Origin of the sequence: Microcella indica, from assembly GCF_013414345.1 — a bacterium.
In the GTDB taxonomy this organism is placed as follows: Bacteria; Actinomycetota; Actinomycetes; order Actinomycetales; family Microbacteriaceae; genus Microcella; species Microcella indica.
The window spans coordinates 2168566-2194001 of sequence record NZ_CP058670.1 but is presented as its reverse complement, the minus strand read 5'-3'; the positions used below and the strand labels follow the sequence as shown (position 1 = coordinate 2194001).

General features: G+C 69.4%; 26 protein-coding genes and 1 tRNA gene. 18 read left to right on the top strand and 9 right to left on the bottom strand.

The features are described from left to right. Window positions 1–10: 10 nt before the first annotated feature. Window positions 11–787: a class I SAM-dependent methyltransferase gene (locus HUJ41_RS10645; RefSeq protein WP_179872536.1), complete on the bottom strand. Its 777-nt coding sequence runs from the start codon at window positions 785–787 to the stop codon at window positions 11–13. A gap of 35 nt (window positions 788–822) precedes the next feature. Here HUJ41_RS10645 and HUJ41_RS10640 point away from each other — a divergent pair, with 35 nt between their 5' ends. Together HUJ41_RS10640 and HUJ41_RS10635 are read left to right on the top strand one after the other, a co-directional pair. Beyond that, entirely contained in the window at window positions 823–1566 is a 744-nt protein-coding gene (locus HUJ41_RS10640; protein WP_179872535.1) for a phosphoglyceromutase, read from the top strand. 20 nt (window positions 1567–1586) lie between these two features. Beyond that, on the top strand, window positions 1587–2060 hold the full coding sequence (locus HUJ41_RS10635; protein ID WP_179872534.1) for a hypothetical protein: 474 nt from the start codon (window positions 1587–1589) through the stop codon (window positions 2058–2060). 24 nt (window positions 2061–2084) lie between these two features. Here the strand turns inward: HUJ41_RS10635 and phoU are convergent, their stop codons facing one another. Continuing rightward, complete coding sequence (gene phoU / locus HUJ41_RS10630) at window positions 2085–2738, bottom strand: phosphate signaling complex protein PhoU (protein ID WP_179872533.1); 654 nt, start codon at window positions 2736–2738, stop codon at window positions 2085–2087. Window positions 2739–2909: 171 nt separating this feature from the next. On the opposite strand from phoU, the gene HUJ41_RS10625 reads away from it, so the two are divergent. Together HUJ41_RS10625 and HUJ41_RS10620 are read left to right on the top strand one after the other, a co-directional pair. Then, window positions 2910–4064 (top strand): sensor histidine kinase, encoded by a 1155-nt coding sequence (locus HUJ41_RS10625; RefSeq protein ID WP_179872532.1) that lies wholly within the window; start codon window positions 2910–2912, stop codon window positions 4062–4064. Then, window positions 4061–4741, top strand: a complete 681-nt coding sequence (locus HUJ41_RS10620; protein WP_179872531.1) for a response regulator transcription factor — start codon at window positions 4061–4063, stop codon at window positions 4739–4741. The genes HUJ41_RS10625 and HUJ41_RS10620 overlap by 4 nt, the downstream gene beginning before the upstream one ends. Window positions 4742–4761: 20 nt before the next feature. On the opposite strand, the gene HUJ41_RS10615 is transcribed toward HUJ41_RS10620, so the two are convergent. Then, window positions 4762–5256, bottom strand: coding sequence for a hypothetical protein (locus tag HUJ41_RS10615; RefSeq protein ID WP_179872530.1), 495 nt, complete (start codon window positions 5254–5256; stop codon window positions 4762–4764). 201 nt (window positions 5257–5457) lie between these two features. Here HUJ41_RS10615 and HUJ41_RS10610 point away from each other — a divergent pair, with 201 nt between their 5' ends. The 6 genes from HUJ41_RS10610 to HUJ41_RS10585 all read left to right on the top strand — a co-directional run bounded on the left by HUJ41_RS10610 (window position 5458) and on the right by HUJ41_RS10585 (window position 10933). Continuing rightward, window positions 5458–5940, top strand: coding sequence for a CarD family transcriptional regulator (locus HUJ41_RS10610; protein ID WP_152582259.1), 483 nt, complete (start codon window positions 5458–5460; stop codon window positions 5938–5940). A 67-nt stretch (window positions 5941–6007) separates the two neighbouring features. Next, window positions 6008–7168: a 2-C-methyl-D-erythritol 4-phosphate cytidylyltransferase gene (gene ispD, locus HUJ41_RS10605; RefSeq protein WP_179872529.1), complete on the top strand. Its 1161-nt coding sequence runs from the start codon at window positions 6008–6010 to the stop codon at window positions 7166–7168. 257 nt (window positions 7169–7425) lie between these two features. After that, complete coding sequence (gene cysS / locus HUJ41_RS10600; RefSeq protein WP_179872528.1) at window positions 7426–8832, top strand: cysteine--tRNA ligase; 1407 nt, start codon at window positions 7426–7428, stop codon at window positions 8830–8832. Further along, on the top strand, window positions 8825–9817 hold the full coding sequence (rlmB, locus tag HUJ41_RS10595; RefSeq protein WP_179872527.1) for a 23S rRNA (guanosine(2251)-2'-O)-methyltransferase RlmB: 993 nt from the start codon (window positions 8825–8827) through the stop codon (window positions 9815–9817). The genes cysS and rlmB overlap by 8 nt, the downstream gene beginning before the upstream one ends. A 79-nt stretch (window positions 9818–9896) precedes the next feature. Continuing rightward, the gene (locus HUJ41_RS10590) at window positions 9897–10202 is read left to right on the top strand and encodes a ketopantoate reductase family protein (protein ID WP_179872526.1); all 306 of its coding nucleotides are present in this window, start codon (window positions 9897–9899) and stop codon (window positions 10200–10202) included. 104 nt (window positions 10203–10306) lie between these two features. Further along, window positions 10307–10933: a ketopantoate reductase family protein gene (locus tag HUJ41_RS10585; protein WP_179872525.1), complete on the top strand. Its 627-nt coding sequence runs from the start codon at window positions 10307–10309 to the stop codon at window positions 10931–10933. A 38-nt stretch (window positions 10934–10971) separates the two neighbouring features. Here the strand turns inward: HUJ41_RS10585 and HUJ41_RS10580 are convergent, their stop codons facing one another. Continuing rightward, on the bottom strand, window positions 10972–11868 hold the full coding sequence (locus tag HUJ41_RS10580; protein WP_179872524.1) for an NAD(P)-dependent oxidoreductase: 897 nt from the start codon (window positions 11866–11868) through the stop codon (window positions 10972–10974). Window positions 11869–12062: 194 nt separating this feature from the next. Between HUJ41_RS10580 and HUJ41_RS10575 the strand changes: the two genes are divergently transcribed. Continuing rightward, the gene (locus tag HUJ41_RS10575; protein WP_179872523.1) at window positions 12063–12767 is read left to right on the top strand and encodes a helix-turn-helix domain-containing protein; all 705 of its coding nucleotides are present in this window, start codon (window positions 12063–12065) and stop codon (window positions 12765–12767) included. Window positions 12768–12799: 32 nt separating this feature from the next. Here the strand turns inward: HUJ41_RS10575 and HUJ41_RS10570 are convergent, their stop codons facing one another. From HUJ41_RS10570 to HUJ41_RS10560, 3 genes are read right to left on the bottom strand one after another with little or no spacing between them, the layout of a single operon-like run. Beyond that, the gene (locus HUJ41_RS10570) at window positions 12800–14176 is read right to left on the bottom strand and encodes an NADP-dependent succinic semialdehyde dehydrogenase (protein WP_179872522.1); all 1377 of its coding nucleotides are present in this window, start codon (window positions 14174–14176) and stop codon (window positions 12800–12802) included. Further along, window positions 14161–14922 carry a GntR family transcriptional regulator gene (locus HUJ41_RS10565; RefSeq protein WP_224744461.1) on the bottom strand — a complete coding sequence of 254 codons (762 nt, stop codon included), beginning with the start codon at window positions 14920–14922 and terminating at the stop codon, window positions 14161–14163. The genes HUJ41_RS10570 and HUJ41_RS10565 overlap by 16 nt, the downstream gene beginning before the upstream one ends. Next, window positions 14919–15446 (bottom strand): VOC family protein, encoded by a 528-nt coding sequence (locus tag HUJ41_RS10560; protein WP_179872521.1) that lies wholly within the window; start codon window positions 15444–15446, stop codon window positions 14919–14921. The genes HUJ41_RS10565 and HUJ41_RS10560 overlap by 4 nt, the downstream gene beginning before the upstream one ends. Window positions 15447–15614: 168 nt before the next feature. On the opposite strand from HUJ41_RS10560, the gene HUJ41_RS12805 reads away from it, so the two are divergent. Genes HUJ41_RS12805 through HUJ41_RS10550 form a run of 3 tightly spaced genes read left to right on the top strand, consistent with a single transcriptional unit; the run spans window position 15615 to window position 19165 of the window. Continuing rightward, window positions 15615–16865: a thiamine pyrophosphate-dependent dehydrogenase E1 component subunit alpha gene (locus HUJ41_RS12805; protein ID WP_246299220.1), complete on the top strand. Its 1251-nt coding sequence runs from the start codon at window positions 15615–15617 to the stop codon at window positions 16863–16865. A 9-nt stretch (window positions 16866–16874) separates the two neighbouring features. Continuing rightward, on the top strand, window positions 16875–17804 hold the full coding sequence (locus tag HUJ41_RS12800; RefSeq protein WP_281363124.1) for an alpha-ketoacid dehydrogenase subunit beta: 930 nt from the start codon (window positions 16875–16877) through the stop codon (window positions 17802–17804). Further along, a complete protein-coding gene (locus tag HUJ41_RS10550; protein WP_179872520.1) occupies window positions 17804–19165 on the top strand; it encodes a dihydrolipoamide acetyltransferase family protein in 1362 nt (453 codons plus the stop codon). Before HUJ41_RS12800 ends, HUJ41_RS10550 begins: the two co-directional genes overlap by 1 nt. Window positions 19166–19216: 51 nt before the next feature. Here HUJ41_RS10550 and HUJ41_RS10545 read toward each other — a convergent pair whose 3' ends face one another. Both HUJ41_RS10545 and HUJ41_RS10540 read right to left on the bottom strand, forming a co-directional pair. Next, window positions 19217–20530, bottom strand: a complete 1314-nt coding sequence (locus HUJ41_RS10545) for a DUF4032 domain-containing protein (RefSeq protein ID WP_179872519.1) — start codon at window positions 20528–20530, stop codon at window positions 19217–19219. A gap of 133 nt (window positions 20531–20663) precedes the next feature. Next, the gene (locus HUJ41_RS10540; RefSeq protein WP_179872518.1) at window positions 20664–21764 is read right to left on the bottom strand and encodes an ABC transporter ATP-binding protein; all 1101 of its coding nucleotides are present in this window, start codon (window positions 21762–21764) and stop codon (window positions 20664–20666) included. A 220-nt stretch (window positions 21765–21984) separates the two neighbouring features. Between HUJ41_RS10540 and HUJ41_RS10535 the strand changes: the two genes are divergently transcribed. The 4 genes from HUJ41_RS10535 to HUJ41_RS10520 all read left to right on the top strand — a co-directional run bounded on the left by HUJ41_RS10535 (window position 21985) and on the right by HUJ41_RS10520 (window position 25417). Beyond that, window positions 21985–22917, top strand: a complete 933-nt coding sequence (locus tag HUJ41_RS10535) for a DsbA family protein (protein WP_179872517.1) — start codon at window positions 21985–21987, stop codon at window positions 22915–22917. Window positions 22918–22965: 48 nt separating this feature from the next. Next, a tRNA-Thr gene (locus HUJ41_RS10530) sits at window positions 22966–23041 on the top strand. A gap of 366 nt (window positions 23042–23407) precedes the next feature. Next, complete coding sequence (locus HUJ41_RS10525) at window positions 23408–24373, top strand: hypothetical protein (RefSeq protein ID WP_179872516.1); 966 nt, start codon at window positions 23408–23410, stop codon at window positions 24371–24373. 66 nt (window positions 24374–24439) lie between these two features. Then, on the top strand, window positions 24440–25417 hold the full coding sequence (locus HUJ41_RS10520; protein WP_179872515.1) for a Gfo/Idh/MocA family protein: 978 nt from the start codon (window positions 24440–24442) through the stop codon (window positions 25415–25417). The last annotated feature ends 19 nt before the right edge of the window (window positions 25418–25436 follow it).

Here is a 25436-nt window from a genome sequence, read left to right as displayed (position 1 = left end):
CTTCGCGGCCCTACGGCAGAGGGGCGACGGCGGCCCAGTCGACCGTGAGCTCGCCGAGGCGCCACCGCGCCTCGGTGTCGCGCACGGGCCAGCCCTCGCCCCGTAGCCCCCGCACCGTGGCGACCCAGCGCTGGCGGGGCGAGAACGCTCCCAGAGCGGCGTGGTGGGCCCACTGCGCGTCGAGGTCCCTCAGCAGCGCGTGCACCCGCTCACCCGGCACGTTGCGGTGGATGAGCGCCTTCGGCAGACGCTGCGCGACGATCGACGGCCGCTCGAGACTCGGCAGATGCAGCGAGATCGTGAAGGTGCGCGGCCCCTGGGGGTCGAGACCCACCCAGCTGGCCACGCGGCCGACCTCGTTGCTCGTGCCCTCGAGCAGCAGCCCGCCGGGCTGCAGGCGCTCGCGCATGAGCCGCCAGGCGCCCTCGACCTCGTGCTCGTCGTACTGGCGGAGCACGTTCGCCGCGCGGATGACGGCGGGCTGCCGCCCGCCGTCGAGCGGCACGTCGAACCCGCCGACGGCGAAGTCGAGCCCCTCGCGCACGTGCGGCGCCGCCAGCCGCACGCGCACCGGATCGATCTCGAGGCCCGTCACCCGGGCATCCGGTCGCACCTCGCGCAGCCGCGAGAACAGCTCGATCGTCGTCCAGGCCGAGGCGCCGAAGCCGAGGTCTACGACGAGCGGGTCGGTCGTGCGGCGCAGCGCCGGATGCGCGGCGATCCAGCGATCCATGCGGCGCAGGCGATTCGTGCCCGTCGTCCCCCGCGTCACGCGCCCCTGCACCATCCCCCCATTCAACCCGGTCTCGGTAGGGTGGAGGCATGACTCACACGCTCATCCTGCTGCGCCACGGCCACTCCGTCTGGAACGAGAAGAACATCTTCACCGGGTGGGTCGACGTCGAGCTCACCGAGCAGGGTCGCGCCGAAGCGCGGCGTGCGGGGGAGCTCATCAGGGAGTCGGGGCTCGCGCCGCGCATCCTCTACACGTCCCTGCTCAAGCGCGCCATCCACACCGCCAATATCGCCCTCGAGACCGCCGACCTCGACTGGCTGCCCGTCAAGCGCAGCTGGCGCCTCAACGAGCGCCACTACGGCGCCCTGCAGGGCCTCAACAAGGCCGAGACCCTCGAGAAGCACGGCGAGGAGCTCTTCATGACGTGGCGGCGCAGCTTCGACACCCCGCCGCCCGTGCTCGAGGACGACGCCGAGTACAGCCAGGTGCATGACCCGCGCTACGTCGGCATCGACGGCGAGGTGCCGCGCACCGAGAGCCTCAAGCTCGTCATCGACCGCATGCTGCCCTACTGGCAGAGCGACATCACCCAGGACCTCGCCGCGGGGCACCCGGTGCTCGTCACGGCGCACGGCAACTCGCTGCGCGCGCTCGTGAAGCACCTCGACGGCATCGGCGACGACGAGATCGCGGGACTCAACATCCCGACCGGCATCCCCCTCGTGTACGAGCTGGGGGACGACTTCATGCCCGTCAAGCCCGCGGAGTACCTCGACCCCGAGGCCGCTGCGGCCGGCGCCGCCGCCGTGGCGAGCCAGGGCAAGAAGTAGGCGGCGAGTCGACCGCGCCCATGCTGCGCTTCGCCGTCGTCGCCTTCCTCGACGAGGTCGCGCTCGAAGCCGAGTTCGCTCCGGATGCCCTGCCCCTGCACGTGAGCCTCTTCGGGGCGGCGAGCAGCGAGGCCGACCCCGACCAGATCGTCGCAGCCGTCGAGGCCGCCAATGCGAGCTACGGACCCTTCGAGGCGACGGGTGGCGATGACGAGGTCATGGGCGCAGAGCAGATCGAGGTCACGCTGCTCGACGACGCCGACGAGCTGGTCGAGGCGCACCTCACGCTCGTGCTCCTGCTGCGCGAGCTCGGGGTGCGCGTCGACGACCCGACAACGGTCGCCGGGGCCTACCGGCCCCACTCGCCCGTAGGAGCCGAGGAGCGCCTCGATCGCGGGGAGCGCCTGGAGCTGCGCGCGATCGCGGTGCTCGACCTCGCCCCCGACGGCGACGACGGTCGCGTGGTCGTGCTCGACCAGTTTCCGCTCATCTGAGCTCATCTGAGCGGAAGGGGCGGGCTAGTCCTCGTTCGGGATCCAGTCACCGGTCGCGAGGTACTGCACCTTCTTGGCGATCGAGACGGCGTGGTCGGCGAAGCGCTCGTGGTAGCGGCTCGCGAGGGTCGCGTCGACCGTGTCGACGGCCTCGCCCTTCCACTTCTCGCCGAGCACCTTGTCGAAGACGCTCAAGTGCAGGGCGTCGACCTTGTCGTCCTCGTTGCGGATCGCGTCAGCGATCGTGACGTCCTCGGTCTTGAGCAGCTCCACGAGCATCCGCGCCATGACGACGTCGAGTGCGCCCATGTCCTTGAAGGTGCCGCGCAGGCTCTTGGGCACGACCTTGTCGGGGAACCGGTACCGCGCGAGCTGGGCGATGTGCTCGGACATGTCGCCCATGCGCTCAAGCGAGGCACTGATGCGGAGCGCGCTCACGACGATGCGCAGGTCGCGCGCGACGGGCTGCTGCCGGGCGAGGATGTTGATGGCGAGCTCGTCGAGCTCTGCGCAGGCCGCATCGATCTTGGCGTCGTCGGCGATGACGGTCTCGGCGAGCTCCACGTTCGACTCGTTGAACGCGCGCGTCGCGTTGTCGATGGACTCCGCGACCAGTCCGGAGATCTCGACGAGGCGCTCCTGCACCTCCTGCAACTCCTGCTGGAACACTTCGCGCATGTGGGTCACATCCTTTGCTTCTTCGAGTCGTACGGCCCAACGGGCGGACCGACCTACAGTGTCGCCGTCGGATGAACGACCGGTGACGTCGGTGTGAACACTGCGGCGCCCAGCCTGGCTGGCATGCCCGATCGTGATCTCCGTACGATGACTGTCACTAATCTAGTCCTCATGGACTCGGCACTGCTCGTGCCCCTCGCCATCGCCATCGGGGCGATCGTCGGGGGCGGGGCTGTCGCGATCGTCGTGAGCGCGGCCCGGCGCGGTCGCGTCGCGGCGGAAGTCACGTCCTCGTCGGTTCCGGATGGCGTCGATCAAGTGATCGACGCACTCGAATCGGCCGCCGTCGTCCTCGACCCGAGCAACAACGTCGTCACGGCCTCACCGGGGGCGTACGCCCTCGGTCTCGTGTGGCACCGCAGCCTCGCACAGCCGACGCTCGTGACCATCGTCGACGACGTGCGCCGCACGGGCGAGCCGGTCACCCAGGAGCTCGAGATCAGCAGAGGCCCTCTCGGCGACGTCTCGCTGCACCTCGTCGTGCGCGTCGCCCGGCTCGGCTCGCGCTTCATCCTGCTCATCGCCGACGACCGCACCGAGTCGTATCGTCTCGACGCCGTACGCCGCGACTTCGTGGCGAACATCTCCCACGAGCTCAAGACGCCCATCGGCGCCGTGGGTCTTCTCGCCGAGGCGCTCGAGCAGGCCTCCGACGACCCCGATCAGGTGCGAGCCTTCGCACAGCGCCTGACCACCGAGGCCAACCGTCTCGCGTCGATGACGCAGGAGATCATCGAGCTCTCGCGGCTGCAGGCGATCGACGTGCTCGACACGGCCGAGGAAGTGAAGGTCGATGATGTGGTGCAGGCCGCGATCGACAAGAACCGCGTCGCCGCTGACAGCCTCGGCATCACCCTCGTCGGCGGCGGTGAGAAGCGCTTGCGCGTCTGGGGAGATGAGGCGATGCTCGTGACCGCCGTCCACAACCTCATCGCCAACGCCATCCAGTACTCCGTGCCACCCTCCCGGGTCGGCATCGGGGTCAGCGGCACGGACGACACGATTGAGATCGCTGTGACCGATCAGGGCATCGGCATACCCGATGACGAGCTCGATCGCGTCTTCGAACGCTTCTTCCGCGTCGACCAGGCGCGATCGCGCTCCACCGGCGGCACGGGCCTGGGCCTCAGCATCGTCAAGCACGTCGTGCAGAATCACGGCGGCGAGATTCGCGTCTGGTCCCAGCCGGGCCGCGGCTCGACCTTCACCATCAGGCTGCCTCGCGTTCTCGAGGCGGCATCAACTCGATCGAAAGCGCGCACATGACCCGCATCCTCATCGTTGAAGACGAGCCCTCGCTGAGCGAGCCGCTCGCCTACCTCCTCGGCCGGGAGGGCTACGAGCCGACGGTCGTCGAGGACGGCCTCGCGGCGATCACCGAGTTCGATCGCGCGGGTGCCGACCTCGTACTGCTCGATCTCATGCTGCCCGGGCTCTCGGGCACCGAGGTGTGCCGCGAGCTGCGTCAGCGCTCGAGCGTGCCCATCATCATGCTCACCGCGAAGGACAGCGAGGTCGACATCGTCGTGGGTCTCGAGCTCGGCGCAGACGACTACGTGACCAAGCCGTACTCGACTCGGGAACTGCTGGCGCGCATCCGGGCCGTCCTGCGCCGCCAAGTCGACGACGACGGCCTCGCCGACAGTGCGCTCGAGGCCAACGGCGTGCGCATGGATGTCGATCGGCACCAGGTGACCGTCGACGGCCGCGAGATCGCGATGCCGCTCAAGGAGTTCGAGCTGCTCGAGCTGCTGCTGCGCAACGCGGGCCGCGTGCTCACGCGCGGGCAGCTCATCGACCGCGTCTGGGGCGCCGACTACTTCGGCGACACCAAGACGCTCGACGTGCACGTCAAGCGGATCCGCTCGAAGATCGAGAAGGACCCGTCCAACCCGCGGCTTCTCGTGACGGTGCGCGGCCTCGGGTACCGCTTCGAGGGCTAGCCGCAGCGCCCCGGAGGTGGCTACTCCTCGTCGGGCACGACGACGAACTCGGGAGCGTACTCGTCGTACTCCTCGAGGTCACCACGAAGGGTCGGCACGAGCAGCTCGCTCACCGACCCCGTGTTCGTACTGAAGTACAGCGGTACGAGCCCGCCGATGACGGTGTCGAGACCGGTGACGATGAGGGCGGGCTGGTCGGGCCCCCCGACCGAGGTGAGGCCTGAAGCCTCGGCGAAGACCGACTCCGTCACGCGCTCGCCGTCGACGAACCACTGCACCTCGACCCGCCGCACGCTGTCGGTCGGGTTGAACACCGTCATGACGAGGTTGAGCGCCTCCGGATCCTCGCCGATGAGCATCGCGTTGTACACGGAGAGCTCGCCGAACTCGGTGCTCACGCCGTCACTCGGGTCGTAGTCCTTCTGCGTGGCGATCTCGGCCGAGAACGTGCACCCGGTCGTGCCGAGGATCAATGCGGCGGCGAGTGCGGTAGCTGCTGCCCAGCGGTTCTTCACGTGCGTAGCCTCCCGTGGCCGTCGTCTCGGCGGTCGCTGCGCGGGCGGGAGTCGCCCGCGAGAGCGCGACCGACTTCCAGTCTAGCGAGGCCGGGAGCACCGCGGTGCCGCACGCGGGGAGAGCGTGAGCACGGCCGACCGGCCCGGGAATCTGAGAAATGCCTGTGGTAGAATCGATGTTCTGCGGAAGGACCACCATCCATGATTTTTCAGGTCGGCGAGACGGTCGTGTACCCCCACCACGGGGCGGCGACGATCATCGAAGTAAAGAACCGAACCATCAGGGGTGAAGAGAAGCTCTACCTCAAGCTCAACGTCACACAGGGTGACCTGACCATCGAGGTGCCGGCGGAGAACGTCGATCTCGTGGGCGTGCGCGACGTCATCGGTCAAGACGGCCTCGACAAGGTCTTCGAGGTGCTGCGGGCTCCCTTCACCGAGGAGCCGACCAACTGGTCGCGCCGCTACAAGGCCAATCTCGAGAAGCTCGCCTCGGGCGACGTCATCAAGGTTTCGGAAGTCGTACGCGACCTGTGGCGTCGCGACCAGGATCGCGGGCTGAGCGCCGGCGAGAAGCGCATGCTCGCGAAGGCGCGGCAGATCCTCATCTCCGAGCTCGCGCTTGCCGAGAAGACCGACGAGGAGAAGGCCTCCAGCACCCTCGACGAGGTCCTCGCCTCCTGATCAGCCGTTGCCGACGGTCGCCCCTGACTCGGCGGCGTTAGCATCGGTGTCGGATACGCTCGGTCGCATGAGCGCGCCCACCCTCGCCATCGTCGTCGTCGCCGCCGGCAGCGGCACCCGGCTCGGGCACGCCGAACCGAAGGCGTTCGTGCCGCTCGCCGGCCGCAGCCTCCTCGAGCATGCCCTCGAGCGCATCTTCACGCTCGCCGAGCCCGCGCACGTCGTCGTCGTCGTCCCCCGCAGCCACCGTGACGAGGCCGATCGCATCGCCCGGCGCGTCGCCGGGCACGCGTCGGAGCACGTCACAATCGTCGTCGGCGGTGCCACTCGTCAGGAGTCCGTGGCCGCCGGCGTCGCAGCCGTGCCCGACGGCGTCGATGTCGTCCTCATCCACGACGCGGCCCGCGCGCTCACGCCGACCGACGTCTTCGAGCGCGTCGTCGACCGCGTGCGCGCCGACGGCGTCGGTGTGATCCCGGCGCTGCCCGTCATCGACACGATCGCGCGCACCACCCCCGACGGTCGCGTGCGCGACCAGGTCGACCGCTCCGAGCTCGCCACCATCCAGACGCCGCAGGGCTTCCCCCTCGAGGCCTACCGCGCCGCGGCGGCGGTCGCGAGCCCCGGGCACACCGACGACGCCTCCGTGTTCGCCGCGGCCGGGCATCCCGTCGTCACCGTCGCGGGAGACGACGCCGCCTTCAAAGTGACCACGCCGTGGGACCTGCGTCGGGCCGAGCTGCTGCTCGCGCGTGCCCGCCCCGCCATCCGCACCGGCATCGGCATCGACGTGCACGCCTACGACGACGCGCAGCCGCTGTGGCTCGGCGGGCTCTACTGGCCCGACGAAGCAGGCCTCGCCGGGCACAGCGACGGCGACGCGATCGCGCACGCCGTGTGCGACGCGCTGCTGTCCGCGGCCGGACTGGGCGACATCGGGTCGCGCTTCGGCGTCGACGACCCCCGGTTCGCGGATGCTCGCGGCGAGGTCTTCCTGACCGCCACCCTCGACCTCGTGCGCGACGCCGGGTTCGACATCGTCAACGTCGCCGTGCAGGTCATCGCCGCACGGCCCCGGTTCGCCGCGCGACGGCACGAGGTCGAAGCACTCCTCTCCCGCCTGCTCGGCGCCCCCGTGAGTGTTGCCGCGACCACCTCGGACGGGCTCGGCTTCACCGGCCGCCGCGAGGGCCTCACCGCCGTCGCCACCGCGCTGCTGCATTCCTGATCGCGCCGCCGCTCCTGCGGCGCGATGGGCTCCGCCCGCCGAGCGTGGTCGCCGGGCTGCGCGCTGCTCCTGACGCGCCGCCGCTCCTGCGGCGCGATGGGCTCCGCCCGCCGAGCGTGGTCGCCGGGCTGCGCGCTGCTCCTGACGCGCCGCCGCTCCTGCGGCGCGATGGGCTCCGCCCGCCGAGCGTGGTCGCCGGGCTGCGCCCTGCCTCGCCTCTGCGCCGAGCCTTGTGACGCGCCGTTAGGCTGGTGCGCGTGAGCATCCGCCTGTACGACAGCCTTCAGCAGGCCGTCGTCGACTTCGTGCCCCGGGTGCCCGGGCACGTCGGCATCTACGTGTGCGGGCCGACCGTCCAGTCGTCGCCGCACATCGGCCATGTGCGCAGCGCTCTCGTCTACGACCTCTGGCGGCGCTGGTTCACCTATCGCGGACTGCGGGTCACGTTCATCAGGAACGTCACCGATATCGACGACAAGATCCTCGACGCCTCGGATGGCGAGGAGTGGTACGCACTGGCCTACCGCGTCGAGCTCGAGTTCACGGCGGCCTATCAGGCCCTGGGGCTCCTCGCGCCGACCTACGAGCCGCGAGCCACGGCGAGCATCTCGCACATGCACGCCCTCATCGAGCGACTCATCGCTGCCGGCCACGCCTACCCGGCCGAGGATGGCAGCGGCGACGTGTACTTCGACGTGCGCAGCTGGCCGCGCTACGGCGAGCTCACCCGGCAGAAGCCCGACGACATGGAGCACGCCGAGGATGCGCCCGCACGCGCCAAGCGCGACCCCCGCGACTTCGCACTGTGGAAGGGCGCCAAGACCCACGAGCCCGCGAGCGCCCACTGGGAGTCGCCGTGGGGCGCCGGGCGCCCCGGGTGGCACATCGAGTGCTCGGCGATGGCCGCTCGCTACCTGGGCGAGGCGTTCGACATTCACGGCGGCGGGCTCGACCTGCGATTCCCCCATCACGAGAACGAGCTCGCGCAGTCCTCGGCGGCGGGGCACGAGTTCGCGCGCCACTGGGTGCACAACGGGCTCGTGACCATCGGTGGGCAGAAGATGTCCAAGTCGCTCGGCAACTCGGTGTTCGCGCGCGACCTGCTCGACACAGCGCGCCCCGCGGTGGTGCGCTACTGGCTCGGCTCGGCCCACTACCGCTCGACCATCGACTACCACGACGGCGCGCTCGTCGAGGCGGAGGCGGCTCTCGACCGCATCGAGTCCTTCCTCGCGCGCGCGGAGCGCCGGGTGGCGGGAACCCGATTCGCGGATGCTCCGCTCACGGTGCCGCACGACTTCGCCGCGGCGCTCGACGACGACCTCGCCATGCCGCAGGCGCTCGCCGTGCTGCACGAGACCGTGCGCACCGGCAACGCCGCGCTCGACGCGGACGACGTCGCGGCGGTCGCGACGGCGGCGGGAGCCGCGCGGGCGATGGTCGCCGTGCTCGGGCTCGATGCCCCCGGCGACCGCGTCGCCGACGATGCGGACCCTGCGCGACGTGCCCTGAGCATCCTCGTCGATCGCCTCATCGTGGAGCGGCGCTCGGCGCGCGAATCGCGCGACTGGGCGACCGCCGACCGTATTCGAGACGACCTCGCCGCGGCGGGGATCGTGCTCGAGGATTCACCGACGGCAACAGACTGGAGTATCGATGGCTAAGCCGCAGCGCCCCGGCGCACGCAAAGGCAAGAAGGGCGCGACCGTCGGGTCGGGCGGCCAAGGCCGTCAGGCCCTCGAAGGCCGTGGCCCGACCCCGAAGGCGGAGGACCGCTCGTGGCACCCGGCTGGCAAGCGGAAGGCCGCGCAGGAGCGCCTGGCCGCCGCGAAGTCGCGCACGGGCGGCGGCGGAGACGGGGGAGGGCAGCGGCAGAAGCGGCGCCCCGCCAAGGGAAGCGATGCGGCCGAGGTCGTGAGCGGTCGCAACTCGGTGCTCGAGGCCCTGCGCGCGAAGGTGCCCGCGACGGCCCTGTACATCGCCGCACGCGTCGAGATGGATGACCGCGTGAAGGAGTCGCTCTCGCTCGCGACCAAGCGCGGCATCGCCGTGCTCGAGATCATGCGCCCCGAGCTCGACCGCATGACGGGCGACAACTCCGTGAACCAGGGCATCGCGATCTCGGTGCCGGCGTACGAGTACGCGCACCCGCTCGATCTCGTCTCGCGCGCGACCGACCGCGGCGAGGTGCCGCTCATCGTCGCGCTCGACGGCGTGACCGACCCGCGCAACCTCGGTGCGATCATCCGCTCGACGGCAGCGTTCGGCGGCCACGGCGTCGTCGTTCCTCAGCGTCGCTCCGCGGGCGTGACGGCGGCGGTGTGGAAGACGTCGGCCGGTGCCGCCGCGCGCACGCCCGTCGCGATGGCGCCGAACCTCACCCAGACCCTCAAGTCGCTCAAGGCCGAGGGGCTCTTCATCCTCGGCCTCGACGGCGGAGGCGACATGTCGTTGCCGCAGCTCGCGCTTGCCGATCAGCCGATCGTGATCGTCGTCGGCAGCGAGGGCAAGGGGCTCTCGCGCATCGTGAGCGAGACGTGCGACGCGATCGTGTCGATCCCGATCTCCGCGGCGACCGAGTCGCTCAACGCGGGCATCGCCGCGAGCGTCACGCTGTACGAGGTGGCGCGGAGGCGCTCCGCCGGGTGACCCGCGATTCTCGACGGGCGGCTGTCACTCCCGTACTCTCGACAGTGTTCTGCGTCAAAGAACGCCGAGGAAGTACGCGATGGAGCTGGCACACCTGAAGATCGCCGTCGTGGGCACCGGGGCGGTGGGCGGTTCTGTCGCCGCTGATCTGGTGCGCGCCGGGCTCGACGTCACTCTCATCGACCCATGGCCCGCCCACGTTGAGGCCATGAACGGCGAGGGTCTCACGGTGCACCTGCCCACCGAGACCCAGGTGACTCCTGTGCGAGCCCTGCACCTGTGTCATGTCGCGGAGCTGCGGCAGCCCTTTGACATCGTGCTCACCGGCGTCAAGACCTACGACACCCGCTGGGTGGCTGAGCTCATGAGGCCCTTGATGGGGTAGGACTCGGTCTTCGTCGGCCTGCAGAACGGCATGACGATCGATGACTGCACCGACATCGTGGGGCCGAGCGCACGATCGGGTGCGTTCTCGGCATCGCGGCGAACATGCGCCAGCAGGCTGTCATCACGCGCCAGGTCGCCCCGGCCGACACGTGGTTCTCTGTCGGAACGATCGACGGCCAGCGCACCGAGCGCCTCGACCAGGTCGCTGCCGTGCTCGCGCACGCGGCGGTCACGGAGGTGACCGACGACATCCGCTCGGCCAAGTGGATGAAGCTCATCGCCAACATTCCGGAGATGCTGCCCTCGGGCCTGCTGGGCGTGCCCCTTCTCGAGGCGGCGCACATGCCCGGCATCCGGCCGGTCATGGATGCGATGTCGCGGGAGGCCTACGCTCTCGCGATCGACCTCGGCATCACGATGCTGCCGAGCCTCGGCATCGCCGCGGAGGATGTTCCCGACTCGGACCAGTACTCCCTCGACCTGCTCGACCGGGTGCTCTCGCACTTCTCGAAGCCCGATACGCGCGTGGCGGTGCTGCAGGACTGGGAGAAGGGTCGCCGGGCAGAGCTCGACGCCTTCAGCGGGTACGTCGTCGCGACGAGCGCGGCCCGCGGTAAGCGAGCGCCGGTCAACGAGGCTATCCTGCGGCTCGCCGAGCGGGTGGAGCAGGGCGAGCTCGTGCCGTCGCCGGAGAACGCCCCGCAGCTCGTCGCCGCACTGTACGCGTAGCTCGCAGGCGCCGATCGTCGCAGCCCGGGCGCGTGCGGTCATCGAGCGCGGCGACCGCGCGTGATCTCGGCGACCGCAGACCAGTCGAGAGCGGCAAGGTCAGGATCTGCCATCGTGGCTTCGAACACTTCCCGCAGCACTGAGCTCATGGGCAGTTTCACGCCCTGTTCGGCCGCGGTCTGCTCTGCCAGCGTCAAATCCTTGAGCCCCAGGGCCATCGAGAAGCCGACTGGCTGGTAGCGCGACTCTGCGATCATCGGGCCGTAGCCCCGGTGCGCCGAGCCGCTGAACGCCGTGTCGGTCAAAATCTCCACGAAGGAGCTGGCACCGACGCCCGCTGACTCGACGAGCGAGACGGACTCGGCGATGGACTGCAGAGTATGAACGATCGAGTAGTTAACTCCGATCTTGACTACGGCGGGGTGCCGGGGGTCGGAACCCAGACTCCACACCTGTCGGCCCAGGAGAGTCAGGGACGGCATGGCGCTGGCGAGCGCCTCGGGTTCACCCGAGGCGACGACGAGCAGGTCGCCGCGAGCGATCACAGTCGACCGTCCCAAGACAGGAGCGGTGACGTATCCCACTCCGTGTCGTTGATGATGCTCCGCCAGTTCCGTCGCAGTGTCGGCGCTGACTGTCGCGTGTTGGATATGGGTGCGACCCGCGGGCACCCCCGAGAGCATCTCTTCGTCGAAGACTTCGAGGACGACCGAATCGTCGCTCAGCATGGGGTGCACAACCTGCTCCGCCATGAAGGCGGCCGCCACGGTCGGCACCACCGTGACTCCGTCTCGTTGTCCCAGTCGCGCAGCGGGACCGTGGCTTCGGTTCCATGCGGTGACGGTGAGGCCCCCATCGAGAAGTCGTCCCGCCATGGCACTGCCCATTTCGCCGAGACCCAGGAACCCCACTGATGGTTGCTTCACGTCGACCATGGCCGTCTCCCTCCTCTGCATCTTCTGCGCCGTTGAAAGCAACGTCACCGTCCACCAGGAGAGAACGTTCCTTACCTCGATCTTACGATCCGGGGCGTAGCTGATCGGGGCCAGCGCGCAGCGGATGTTCTCCTATGGCGCACAGGGGCGCTCATCCGAATACACTGGGTATGCACATGCAGTGAGAGGACGGCATGAGTCAGGGCGACAACGACACCGAGTGGGCTGTCGTCGGCGAGCGCATCCGACTGGCTCGCGAAGGCAGCGGGATGAGCGTTCGCGAGCTTTCCCGCCGCGTGCAGGTGTCGGCGAGCCACGTCTCGCAGGTCGAGCGCGGCCTCGCCTCGTTCAGCGTGCGCGCCCTCTACAACGTCGTGAGCGAGCTCGGCATCTCGATGGACAGCCTCTTCGAGGAGATCCCGGCTCCCGGCGAGGATCCGCCTGAGCTGCCCGCGGACGACGTCGTCGCCACCTCGCCCGACACCTCACTCGAGGAGGCCGGAATCGTTCTGCGATCCTCCGACCGCCCCACCATCAGCATGAGCTCGGGCCCCCGCTGGGAACGCCTCACGGCGAAGCCCGAGACCAAGGCCGAGTTCATCGAGGTCATCTACGCCCCGGCGCCCGGCGCGGAGCCGCCCGCCGACTTCATCCGCCACGACGGACGCGAGTACGGCATCATCGTGCGCGGTCGACTCAACGTTCAGGTCGGCTTCGGGCGCTCGGTGCTCGAAGTGGGAGATTCGATCGCGTTCGACTCGAGCATCCCGCATCGATTCTGGAACAGCGAGGCGGCCGAGGTACAGGCGGTCTGGTTCGTGCTCGACCGGCTCGACGACGGCACGCAGGAGGACTTCCCCTCCGCCGCCGGCACCGCGACGCACCTGCACGGCTTCTAGCCCCGGCAGGCGCACCGCGCGCCGTCCCTCCGTCAGGCCTTCCAGACCGTTTTGAGGTTGCAGAACTCGCGAATACCCGCAGCCGCGAGCTCGCGCCCGAAGCCCGAGTCCTTGATACCCCCGAAGGGCAGCTCGGGGTACGAGACGGTCATGCCATTGAGGAACACCGCGCCGGCGTCGATCTCGGTCTGGAAGAACTCCTGCTCGTCCGGGTCGTTAGTCCACGCAGCCGAGCTGAGGCCGAACGTCGTCTGGTTGGCAATGGCCACCGCCTCCTTGGCGCTGGCCGCGCGGTACAGCGTCGCGACCGGGCCGAACGCCTCCTCCATGACGAGGCGCGCGTCAGACGGCAGATCGGCGAGCACCGTCGGCGGGTAGAACCAGCCCTCGCCCTCCGGCGCTGCGCCACCCGTGAGCACGGTGGCTCCGTGCGCGATCGCGTCCGCCACGAGCTCGGCGATCTCGTCGCGGCCCGAGCGCGTGGCGAGCGGGCCGACCTGCACCGACTCGTCCATCGGGTCGCCGACCGTGAGAGCCGCCATCGCCGCGGAGAAGCGCTCGGCGAAGGCGTCGTAGACGTCGGTGTGGATGATGAAGCGCTTGCCGGCGATGCAGGACTGCCCGTTGTTGTTGATGCGGGCCGTGACGGCCGTCGAGACGGCCTTGTCGAGATCGGCCGAGGGCATGACGATGAAGGGGTCGGAGCCGCCCAGCTCGAGCACGGCCTTCTTGACCTGGCCGCCGGCGCGGGCACCCACCGACCGGCCCGCGGGCTCGGAGCCCGTGAGCGTCACGGCGGTGATGCGGGGGTCGTCGATGACGGCATCCACGGCGGACGCCCCGATGAGGAGAGTCGTGAACGACCCTACGGGGAATCCGCCGCGCGTGAAGAGAGTGTCGAGGTACAGCGCCGACTCTGGCACGTTCGAGGCGTGCTTGAGCACACCGGAGTTGCCAGCCATGAGGGCGGGAGCAGCAAAGCGGATGACCTGCCAGAGCGGGTAGTTCCACGGCATCACGGCGAGCACGGCGCCGAGCGGCTCGTATCGAGCCCAGGCAGCGCTCGCCCCGACGCTCGACGGGTCGTCGAGAGGCTCGTCGGCGAGGAAGGCTTGAGCATTGTCGGCGTAGAAGCGCATGCTCTTCACGCACTTGTGCGCCTCGGCGCGTGACTGGGCGATGGGTTTGCCCATCTCGCGCGTGATCATGACCGCGACGTCCTCAGCCTCTGACTCGAGCACGTCGGCTGCAGCTCGCATCCACGCGGCGCGCTGCGCATAGGTCTCGCCGCGCAGGGCCTGTGCGGCGGCGTGGGCGGCTGCGACGCGCCGCTCGATCTCGTCGGCGTCGTGCGGCTCGAGGGTGCGCTCCGTCGCGCCGGTGGTCGGGTTGATCACTGCGATGGCCATGATGGCCCCTTCTGTCGAGGTGTGGTCGGTCGGTGTGTCGTGGTGTCGGCGAAGAGCTGCGGGTGCGCGGCGAGGCGACGGCGCGTGCGTCGGATGTGCCCCTCGAGGATCCTCTCGGCGCTGTCGATGTCAGCCTCACGCAGCGCAGTGACGAGCATGTGGTGCTCGTCGTGCACGATGCGCTGGCTGTGGGCGTCGATCATGAGCGTGTACGCGCGCCGGTACGGCTGGGTCGAGTTCCACAGCCGCTCGACGAGGTCGCTCAGCACGAGGGTGCGCGCGCCAGCGTACATCGTCAGGTGGAAGGCGCGGTCGAGCCGCAGGAACTCCTCGACGTCGTCGGTCGCCACCATCGCCTCGGCGAGCGAGTCCAGCTCGTCGAGCGTCTCGTCGGTGATGCTGGCGGCAGCGAGACGGAGGAGGAGCGGCTCGACGCGCTCGCGGGTCTGGTAGACCTCCTCGCACTCGGCGAGGGTGAGCTGCGAGACCCACGCACCGGCGTTGGCGACGAGCGTGATGAGGCCGTCCGCCTCGAGCACCTTGAGGGCCTCGCGCACGGGAACGCGGCTCGCCCCGAACCGCTCGGCGATCTCCTCCTGCCGCAGGCGGGAGCCGGGCGGGTATTCTCCGGCGACGATCGCCTCGCGCAGCCCGCGGGCGACGCGCAGGCTGGCGTTGCCATCGCGGGTCTGCGGGGCCGGGATGCTCGTGGCCGGCACGAAGGGCGCGACGGTGGATTCGCTCACGCTGCCGGGTCCTTCGGGTTCCACAGCAGCACGGGCGCATCCCGCTCGTACGCCTTGCCGTTCGGGTAGCTCACGAGCTCGAGCTGCATGCCCCACGGGCTGAGGAAGTACACCCAGCGCTGCCCTTCGCTCGCGTTGCTGCTGTCGGTCGGTTCGCCGAGGATGCGCACGCCGTGGTCGCGCAGATGCTGCAAACCCGCCTCGAAGTCGTCGACGTAGAAGGCGAGGTGGTGGCCACCGATGTCGCTGTTGCGGGGCTGGGGCGCCTGGCCGTCGGCGGCGTCGTACTGGAAGATCTCGAAGTTGGAGCCGTGGCCGCAGCGGTAGAAGCGCAGCTCCGGGATGGTCGTGCGGGGGTGGACGTTCAGGTTCGTCGCCATCCAGTCGTCGTCGCGCACGTAGGGGCCGAGCGAGTAGACGCGCTCGCACCCGATGACGTTGACGAAGAAGTCGTCGGCCTCCTCGAGGTCGGGAACGGTGAAGCCGATGTGCTCCATGCCCCGCAGTCCCGGTAGTCCCCGCATCGTCGTCCCTTCCTCGCGCACGCTCGTCGTGGATGCAATATACCCGCACAAGTGGCTTCCTGACCAGGATAGAGCCGGAGAAATCTTGTGATTGGATGCAATCCCGTCTACAGTGACGGCACCGACCGCCGTAGTTCGGCGGGTTCACGCTTCGACGAAGGAACGGCCATGGCGAGACAACGACGTTTGGAATCGACCGCACCGTGGGTCGAGCTGTCGACGACAGCGGCCGACTGGAAGAACGCCGACCCCGCCCTGCTCGCGACCATGCTCGGGCAGCTGCACCTCATCCGCGCCTTCGAGGAGCGCGTGCTCGAGCTCGCCGGCGAGGGCCTCGTGCACGGCCCCGCCCACTCGAGCATCGGGCAGGAGGGCGGCGCCGTCGGCTCGATCGTGGGTCTGCGCACGACCGACGCGGTCAACGGCTCGCACCGCGGCCACCACCAGTTCCTCGCCAAGGCGATCACGCACGTGAGCCAGGGGAAGCTCGATCTCACGAGCCTCGTCGACGACACCCTCCAGGGCGTCCTGCAGCGCACGCTCGCCGAGATCCTCGGCCTTGCGCAGGGATTCTGCGCGGGTCGCGGCGGCTCGATGCACCTGCAGTGGTTCGAGGCCGGCGCACTCGGCACCAACGCGATCGTCGGCGTCGGCGCCCCCATGGCGACCGGCAACGCCTACGCCCAGAAGCACTCGGGCACGACCGACCTCACGATCAACTACTTCGGTGACGGCGCCGCGCAGATCGGCTCGGTGCTCGAATCGATGAACCTCGCTGCGGCGTGGAAGCTGCCGGTGTGCTTCTTCGTCGAGAACAACTTCTACGCCGTCGCCACCCGCATCGAGGAGAGCACGGCCGACACGCGGCTGTCGGTGCGCGGCATGGGCTTCGGCATCCCCTCCTGGCGCGTCGACGGCATGGACCCTCTCGCCGTCCACCTCGCCATGGAGCAGGCCGCCGAGGTCATGCGCAGCGGTGGAGGACCGGCGGTCGTCGAGGCCGAGGTCTACCGCTTCTTCCACCAGAACGGCCCGTACCCCGGCAGCGCCTTCGGCTACCGCACGAAGGAGGAGGAGGCCGAGTGGAAGAAGCGCGACCCGCTCGAGCGCGTCGCCCGCGAGATGATCAAGCTCGGCCACATCGATGAGGCAGGCGTGCAGGCCGTGCGCGATCAGGCCCTCGCAGCGATGGATGCGGCCACCGAGCCCCTGCTCGAGGCCGACCCCGAGAAGCAGGGCAAGCGGCGCATCCGCCCCGAGCTCTGGCCCGACCCGGACTTCGTCGACGTGGGTGTGCGCGGGGACGCGAGCGAGCTCGCGGAGCTCCGCGCGGTCGAGCCGCTCACCGACACTCGCGAGCGCGAGCAGGTGAAGTTCGTCGACGCCGTGGCGAGCGTCATGGAGCACCGCATGGGCTAGGACGAGCGCATCCTCGTTCTCGGCGAGGACGTGCATCGCCTCAAGGGCGGCACGAACGGCGCCACGAAGGGCCTCGCCACCGCCTTCCCCGAGCGCACCCTCGGCACGCCGATCAGCGAGAACGCTTTCGCGGGTCTCGGTGGCGGGCTCGCCCTCGACGGCCGCTTCGTGCCCGTCATCGAGTTCATGTACCCGGACTTCCTGTGGGTCGCCGCCGACCAGGTCTTCAATCAGATCGGCAAGGCCCGGCACATGTTCGGCGGTCAAGACCCCGTTCCTCTCGTGCTGCGCACGAAGGTCGCGATGGGCTCGGGCTACGGCTCGCAGCACCTCATGGATCCGGCGGGCATCTTCGCGACGAGTGCCGGCTGGCGCATCGTCGCCCCCTCGACGGCCGCCGACTACGTCGGCCTCATGAACGCGGCTCTCGCGCTCGGCGACCCGGTGCTCGTGATCGAGCACGTGGACCTCTACGGCGAGAAGGACGAGATCATCGCGGGCGACCTCGACTACATCATCCCTCCCGGGAACGCCGCGGTGCGCCGGGAGGGCAAGGACGTCACGGTCATCAGCTACCTCTCCATGGTCAAGCACAGCCTCGAGGCGATCGAGCAGACCGGCGTGGACGCCGAGCTCATCGACCTGCGCTGGCTCGACCGGGCCTCTCTCGACTGGGAGACGATCGAGGAGAGCGTCAAGAAGACCAACGCCGTGCTCATCGTCGAGCAGGGAGCGGTCGGCACGTCGTACGGCGGCTGGCTCGCCGACGAGATTCAGAGGCGCCTGTTCGACTGGCTCGACCAGCCCGTGCAGCGCGTGACGGGTGCTGAGTCGTCTCCGTCGATCTCGCGAGTGCTCGAGCGTGCGGCGATCGCGCGCACGGAGGAGGTCGTCGCCGGTCTCGAGACCGTGCGCCGCCACGCGGGAGGGGCGGTCTGATGTCGACGACCATCCGCATGCCGGAGGTGCTCGCGAACGTCACCGAGGCGGCAGTGCAGAAGTGGCTCGTCGCCGCGGGTGACGAGATCGCCGTCGGCCAGCCCTTCGCCGAGATCGAGACGGAGAAGGCCGTCGTCGAGTACACCGCCGAGACGGCGGGCACGGTGCTCGAGCTGCTCGTCGCCGAGGGCGACTCGATCGATGTCGGTGCGCCGATCGCCGTCGTCGGGCAGGCCGGCGAGTCGGCAGAGAGCGCGCCAGCGGCACCCGCCGCGGAGACTCAGCCCCAGACCGTCGCCGCATCGCCCTCCGCTACCGACCCCGAGTCGGCGGCGCCGGTCGCCGAGGCCGAGGTGGAGTCAGCGTCGGCTCCGACGCCGGCATCAGCCTCGATCGCGGCGGATGCGCCCAGCGCCAGCAGCGCCCCTGCTCCGCGCGCGACCGACGAGCCCCCCTCGGGTCGACGGTTCATCAGCCCACTCGTGCGCCGTCTCGCGCGCGAGCACGGCCTCTCCCTCGACGACGTGCGGGGTTCCGGCCCCGACGGTCGCATCGTGCGCCGCGACATCGAGGCGCTGCTCACCGACTCGGGCAAGGCCTCGGCTCCTGCCTCGCCGGCCAGCGCACCGCCCTCGAGCGCACCAGCGCAGGCGGCGCCCGCTGCCGCGACGGCGCCGGGTGCCGAGCCGGAGCTCGTGCCGCACAGCCGCACGCGCAAGACCATTGCGCGTCGGCTCACCGAGAGCAAGAACCAGGTGCCGCACTTCTATCTCACGGCCGACTGCCGCGTGGATGCGCTGCTCGCGATGCGCGCCGAGATCAACGCAGCGGGCACGGTGAAGGTGAGTGTCAACGACCTCGTCGTCAAGGCGGTCGCTGGAGCTTTCCGCGATGTGCCGGAGGCGAACCGCACCTGGAGCGATGACGGTATGCTCCAGCACGGCTCCGTCGACATCGGCATCGCGGTCTCGCTCGATGACGGGCTCGTCATGCCCATCCTGCGCGGCGTCGAGGGGCTCAGCGTCTCGGCTCTCGGCGCGCAGATCGCCGACCTCGCCGAGCGCGGTCGCGGCGGCAAGCTGCGCCCCGATGAGATGGAGGGCGGAAGCTTCGCCGTCTCGAACCTCGGGATGTTCGGCACGCAGTCGTTCAGCGCGATCATCAACCCGCCGCAGGCGGGCATCCTTGCGGTCGGCGCGGCTCGGCAGATGCCGGTGGTCGTCGACGGCTCCCTCGAGGTCGGCTCGGTCATGTCGGTCACGCTGTCGGCCGATCACCGGGCGTGGGATGGCGCGCTCGCCGCGCGCTGGCTCGCCGCCTTCGTCGCGCGCATCGAGCACCCGCTCACGATCCTGGCGTGATCGCTGTCCGCCGCCGAGGGGGCTGCGAGGCAGGCTTCCCTCGGCTGCGGTTCACACCTTGTCGCGCCAGGATCCGTCGACCACGTCGTCGTCGCTGAGCGGTATCGCAGCGGTGTCGAGCGCGGGCATCGAGATCGTCTCCGTCACGGGCGCGATCACCGTCGCTTCGTCGCGACGGTGGCGCAGCACCGTGTCGATGTAGGAGCTGAGCGCCTCGGCGAGCGGAATGGCGCGCGACTCGTTCTGCGAGAGGTACCAGCGGTGCTCGAGCAGCTGGTGGAAGACTTCGGGCGCTTCGAGTTTGCCGCGGAGGTCTCTCGGAATAGCGCGCACGACGGGCTCGAAGACGCGCGCGAGCCACTCGTGCGCGACGACCTCGTCGTCCACCTTCCTGCCCGGATAGGTGGAGGCGGTGTACGCGTCGAGGTCGTTGAGTAGTCGCCTCGCCTGGTTCTCTCCCGCGTCGATACCGGTCAGCCGCAGCAGGCGCCTCGTGTGGTGACCAGCATCCACGACCTTGGGCTGGATGCGCACCTGCGTGCTCGCGCCGTCCGTCGTGATCGCGAGCTCCTCGATGTCGAAGCCGAGGTCGTTGAGCCGTTCGACCCGCTGGTTGATGCGCCAGCGCTCGGTCTTGTCGAACGACTCCCAGCCGGTCAATTCTTTCCACAACGTGCGATACGACTCGATGATGCCGTTGCTGGTCTCGATCGCGTCGATGCTCTCGTCGAGTCGCCCACCGGCCTCCAGGTCGAGCAGCTCGCCGGCGATATTGACGCGAGCGATCTCGAGATCGTTCTCGCGCTGGCCGTTGGAGAGGCCTCCCGAGTAGAGCTGACCCGTCTCGGCGTCGACCAGGTAGGCGGCGAAGGAGCCGGCGTCGCGCCGGAAGAGCGTGTTGGAGAGGGAGACGTCTCCCCAGAAGAATCCGGCGATGTGGAGGCGCACGAGAAGCACGGCGAGAGCATCCACGAGGCGCGTCGCGGTATCGGTGCGCAGCGTCTGCGAGTACAGGGCGCGATAGGGGAGGGAGAACCGCAGGTGCCGGGTGACGAGCACGGGCATGAGCGGCTCACCCTTCTCGTCCAGGCGCCCCGTGATGACGGCCACGGGCTCGACGCAGGGGATGTCCATGCGCTGCAGCGTGCGCAGCACGTCGTACTCGCGCCGTGCCATCTCCTCCGTCGTCTCCTTGATCGCGACCACGTAGTCGCTCAAGTGCACGAAGCGCACGAGGTGGCGGGAGATGCCCTTGGGCAGAGTCGCGATCGCATCGTCGGGCCACACGTCCAGCGGCTCGTGCCACGGCAAGTCGAGCAGGCCAGGGTCGGTGACCGCGGAGGTGATGGTGAGGGATGCGCTCACAGGGGTCTCTCTCGTGGTGTCGTCGACGGGTCTGGGCGACGGGGGTGAAGGGCTGGGCGGAGCGAGAAAAGAGCGGAGGGCGGGGGTGTCGTGAGACACCGCCCGCCCTCGGACTCTGCGCGAGCCGTGCCGCCTAGTTGGCGCTGATCGGCTCCTTGTTCAGGCGCTTGCCCGACGCGGTGTCGAATACGTGCACGTGCTTCGGCTCCGGCGTGAGGTACACGGTCTCGCCGCTGTGCGGGTGCGAGCGGCCGTCGACGCGGGCGACGATGTCGACGCGCTGTCCTTCGACGTCGATGTGGCCGTAGAGGTAGCCGTCAGCGCCGAGCTCCTCGACGAGGTCGATCTCGAGCGAGAGGCCCTCGCCCTTGGTGTTGATGATGAGGTCCTCGGGGCGGACGCCCACGGTGACGGTCTTCTCGCTCGTGGAGGAGAGCACATCGCGCGAGACGGGGGCGATTGCCGAGCCGAACTGAACACCGCCGTCGGCGACGGCAGCCGGGAAGAGGTTCATCGCGGGGGAGCCGATGAAGCCGGCGACGAAGACGTTGGTCGGCGTCTCGTAGAGGTCGCTGGGGCTTCCCACCTGCTGCAGCACGCCGTCCTTGAGCACGCAGATGCGGTCGCCCATCGTGAGCGCCTCGGTCTGGTCGTGCGTGACGTAGACGGTCGTGACGCCGAGGCGGCGCTGCAGTGACGCGATCTGGGTGCGGGTCTGCACGCGCAGCTTCGCATCGAGGTTCGAGAGCGGCTCGTCCATGAGGAACACCTGGGGCTGACGCACGATGGCGCGGCCCATGGCGACGCGCTGGCGCTGGCCGCCCGAGAGTGCCTTCGGCTTGCGGTCGAGGTAGGGCTCGAGGTCGAGCAGCTTCGCCGCCTCGAGCACGCGGTTGGCGCGCTCATCCTTGTTGATGCCCGCGATCTTGAGCGCGAAGCCCATGTTCTCGGCCACCGTCATGTGCGGGTAGAGGGCGTAGTTCTGGAAGACCATCGCGATGTCTCGATCCTTCGGCGGGAGGTCGGTAACATTGCGCTCGCCGATGAAGATGTTGCCGTCGTTGACCTCTTCGAGGCCGGCGAGCATGCGCAGCGATGTGGACTTTCCGCAGCCGGAAGGGCCGACGAGAACGAGGAACTCGCCGTCGGCGATGTCGAGGTCGAGGGAGTCGACTGCGGGAGTCTCCGAGCCCGGGTAGAGCCGTGTTGCCTTGTCATAGGTGACGGTTGCCATTGTGAACTTTCTCCTTCACCGGCAGGTACGTGCCGGACGATCCGTAGTGAATGGATGATGCCCGCGAGCGGTGGAACGCCCTCGGTCACCAAGGATCAGTATGGCACGACCCTCGCATGGGGGGTGGGGTCATCGGCGACGGGTACCATCGTGGGGGCGCCCGACGGCGCCGCCCAACGACGGACGGCGAAGCACGTCCCATCCCTGTGAGTGAGGTTGCATGAACGAGGCCCTCCCTCCCGCGCACACCCCGACCCGGGGCGAGCGGCGCGCCGAGGCCCGTGAGAAGGCGCGAGCGCTGCGCGAATCGCAGCGCAAGAAGGAGAGGCGCACTCTCTGGATCGTGCAGGGCAGCATCGCCGTGGTCGTGGTCGCGATCATCGCGGTCGTTGCGCTCGTGCTCACCAACTCGGTGCGGCCGGAGGGCGACGGGCCCCTCAACATGGCGAGCGACGGCATCAAGATCGGGCAGGGCTTCGAGGCCGTCGCGACGCCCGCCCGGCCCGCCGGGGCACGGCCGATCCCCTCCGAGCCGAATCCGGCCGGTGTCGTGGAGATTCAGATCTTCATCGACTACCTCTGCCCTCGCTGTGCGGAGTTCGACGACGAGAACGGCGAGCTCATCCGCACCCTCATCGAGTCGGGCGCGGCGACCGTCGAGTACCACCCCCTCTCGACCCTCACCAACCTCTCGGCGGGCACCCGCTACTCCCTGCGCTCAGCCAATGCCGCCGCCTGCGTGGCCAACTACGCCCCGAACCGGTTCCTCGACTTCCACGAGGCGCTCTTCGCCAACCAGCCGGAAGAGGGCACCCCGGGGCTCACGGACGAGGAGCTCGTCGAACTGGCGGCCAGGGCCGGTGTGGACGCGAGCACCGTGACCCTCAACGCCGTGGAGAAGTGCGTGCAGGATCTCCGCTTCCGCGATTGGGTACGGGCGGCGACAGACCGCGCTCTCGAGGGGCCGCTGCCCATCGCCAGCACGAGTGCGGAGAGCATCGCGGGCACCCCCGCGGTGTTCGTCAACGGCGACCTCTTCGAGTTCCGGTACCCCTTCGAGCAGTCCGAGTTCTCGCAGTTCGTTCTCGAAGCGGCCGGGGCCGAGTTCGCCACCAACCCCACGCCGACACCGACGCCGACACCCAGCCCGTAGCAGTACGGCGGTAGTCTTCACACGGCGTCGCTCCCCGCGAGCGCGCTCGCCGGCTTGGCGCAACTGGTAGCGCACCCGACTTGTAATCGGAAGGTTGCGGGTTCAAGTCCCGCAGCCGGCACCACTGTTTTCTGCCCTCGCGCTCGGCGCCGCGCAGGAGTCGCTCTCAGCGTGGAGCGGTGCTCCACGCCCGCAGCCGGCACCACGGTCTTCCACCCTCTCGCTCGGCGCCGCGCAGGAGTGGCTCTCAGCGTGGAGCGGTGCTCCACGCCCGCAGCCGGCACCACGGTCTTCCACCCGCGTCAGCCGTCACCCTGTGCCTCATTCGGGGGGCGCCGGGGGTCTCTGACGCCCCCACTTCGCGGGTGATCTGTTCGTTTTGCGACCAGACGCACTTGTCGAGGAGCGACAGCGCACCATACCGTGGCACCAGCGGCCGGGGGGCCGTGTGTCCACAGGTTCGAGCCATCCGGCTCGGGGGGAGCCTCACATGTTTCGATCCGTGATCGCGGGAAGCGCTCTCACGACGGTCCTTCTCGTCATCGTGCCGATTTTCGGGGGTACGAGCGGCGAGGCGGCCGGCGTCGCGAGCGACAGCGCCGGAGCCGCGAGCAGCTCGCCCGTGATCTCCGGGATCGAGACCCGCGGGTCACAGGACGAGTCGAGCATCCGGATCATCGAGATGGTCGAACGCTCCGTGATCGAGGCCGCCGACGACGATTCTCGCGACAGCGACACCGAGCACTCCGCGCAGAAGCCCGTCGCCGTCGGCACCTCCTCCGGATCGAACCGGTCGGGCAGCGATTCCTCCGGCAGCTCCGCAGGGGGCAGCGCATCCGGCGAGGGCTCGTCGTCGAGCGGCTCGTCGAGCGGCGGCTCATCGTCCGGTGGGTCATCAGGCGGTTCGGGCTCGAGCGAGCCCGCCCCCGCCCCGAAGCCTCCGCCCGCACCGGAGCCCCCGGCCTGCCCGGCGGCGATCGGCGGCTCCACCGGCGGCGCGCCCGGCACGACGTCTGCCGGCGGCGTCGCGGGCACGACCTCCTCCGATCTGGCGTCGTTCGCGACGCGGTACAACGAGATCCGGGTGGCGAACTGTCTGCCGCCGGTGCCGTTTGGCAACATTCGGTACGACTCGTGCATGGAGCAGCGTCTGTTCTGGATGGCGGAGGATCCCAGTACGGATCCGATGAGTGCGTGGGGTCACATCGGGTCGCAGCGCAGTGATGGTGTGCCCAGTGTGGGCTGCGATGGGAATCTTGCTGGTGGGTCGGGCAACACGGGTGCGACGGTGGCGGATAAGTGGTGGGCTTCCAGTGGTCACCGGGCGTCGCTGTACAAGCCGGGCAACACCGGCAGCATGGCGGGTACGTGCATTCTGTTCGCGATGACGCACGGTGGTGTGCCGAACGAGCCGTACAGCTTCACGCGGGCCGCTGCGCGCTGGGTGAGCTGCTAACCGCACCTCAGTAGGCTTGCTACTCGCGGCCGGTGCCGATGCCGACCGCGAGAGAAGAGGTCTGCTTTGGCTCCGGGGCTGCGCTGGGGAATCCTTGCGACGGGTGGCATCGCCCGCGCCTTCACATCCGATCTGACGGCGAGCGGCTTCACGGTCACCGCCGCTGGCTCACGGTCGCAGTCATCGGCCGACGACTTCGCGGCGCGATTCGGCATTCCGCACGCGCACGGCAGCTATGAGGCGCTCGTCGCCGACGACACCGTCGACGCGGTGTACGTCGCGACGCCGCACCCGATGCACCACGAGTGCGCGCTGCTCGCCATCGAGGCGGGAAAGCACGTGCTCGTCGAGAAGTCTTTCACGGTCAACGCCGGGCAGGCCCGCGAGATCGCTGACCGCGCCGCAGAGCGCGGTGTCGTCGTCATGGAGGCGATGTGGACCCGCTTCCTGCCGCACATGGTGCGCATCCACGAGATTCTGGCCGCGGGAGCTCTCGGCGACGTGCGCACCGTGCTCGCCGATCACTCGCAGTCGATCTCGACCGATCCGAAGCACCGTCTGCAGAACCCTGATCTGGGGGGCGGCGCCCTGCTCGACCTCGGCATCTACCCGGTGTCGCTCGCGATCGACATCCTGGGCTTGCCGACGTCGATCACGGCCGCTGCGACGATGACGCCGACGGGTGTCGATCGTCAGACCGCGATGCAGTTCGTGCACGAGGACGGCCGGCAGGCGGTGCTGCACTCGGTGCTCGACACCAAGGGCCCCAACCGAGCGTCGATCCTCGGAACGCAGGGGTGGATCGACATCGATCCGGTCTGGTACACGGCGACCTCCTTCACTCACTACGGTGCCGACGGCTCTGTCGTGGAGCGCTTCGAGCACCCCCTGAGCACGCGCGGCATGGAGTTCCAGGCCTGGGAGCTCGAGCGGCGCGCGGCCGGGGAGGCTCCCGCCTCGCTGCCCCTCGAGGAGACCGTCGCCATCATGGGAGTGCTCGATGAGATCCGCGCGCAGATCGGGCTGCGGTATCCGGGAGAGTGACGTGACGCCTCGGGCGCCG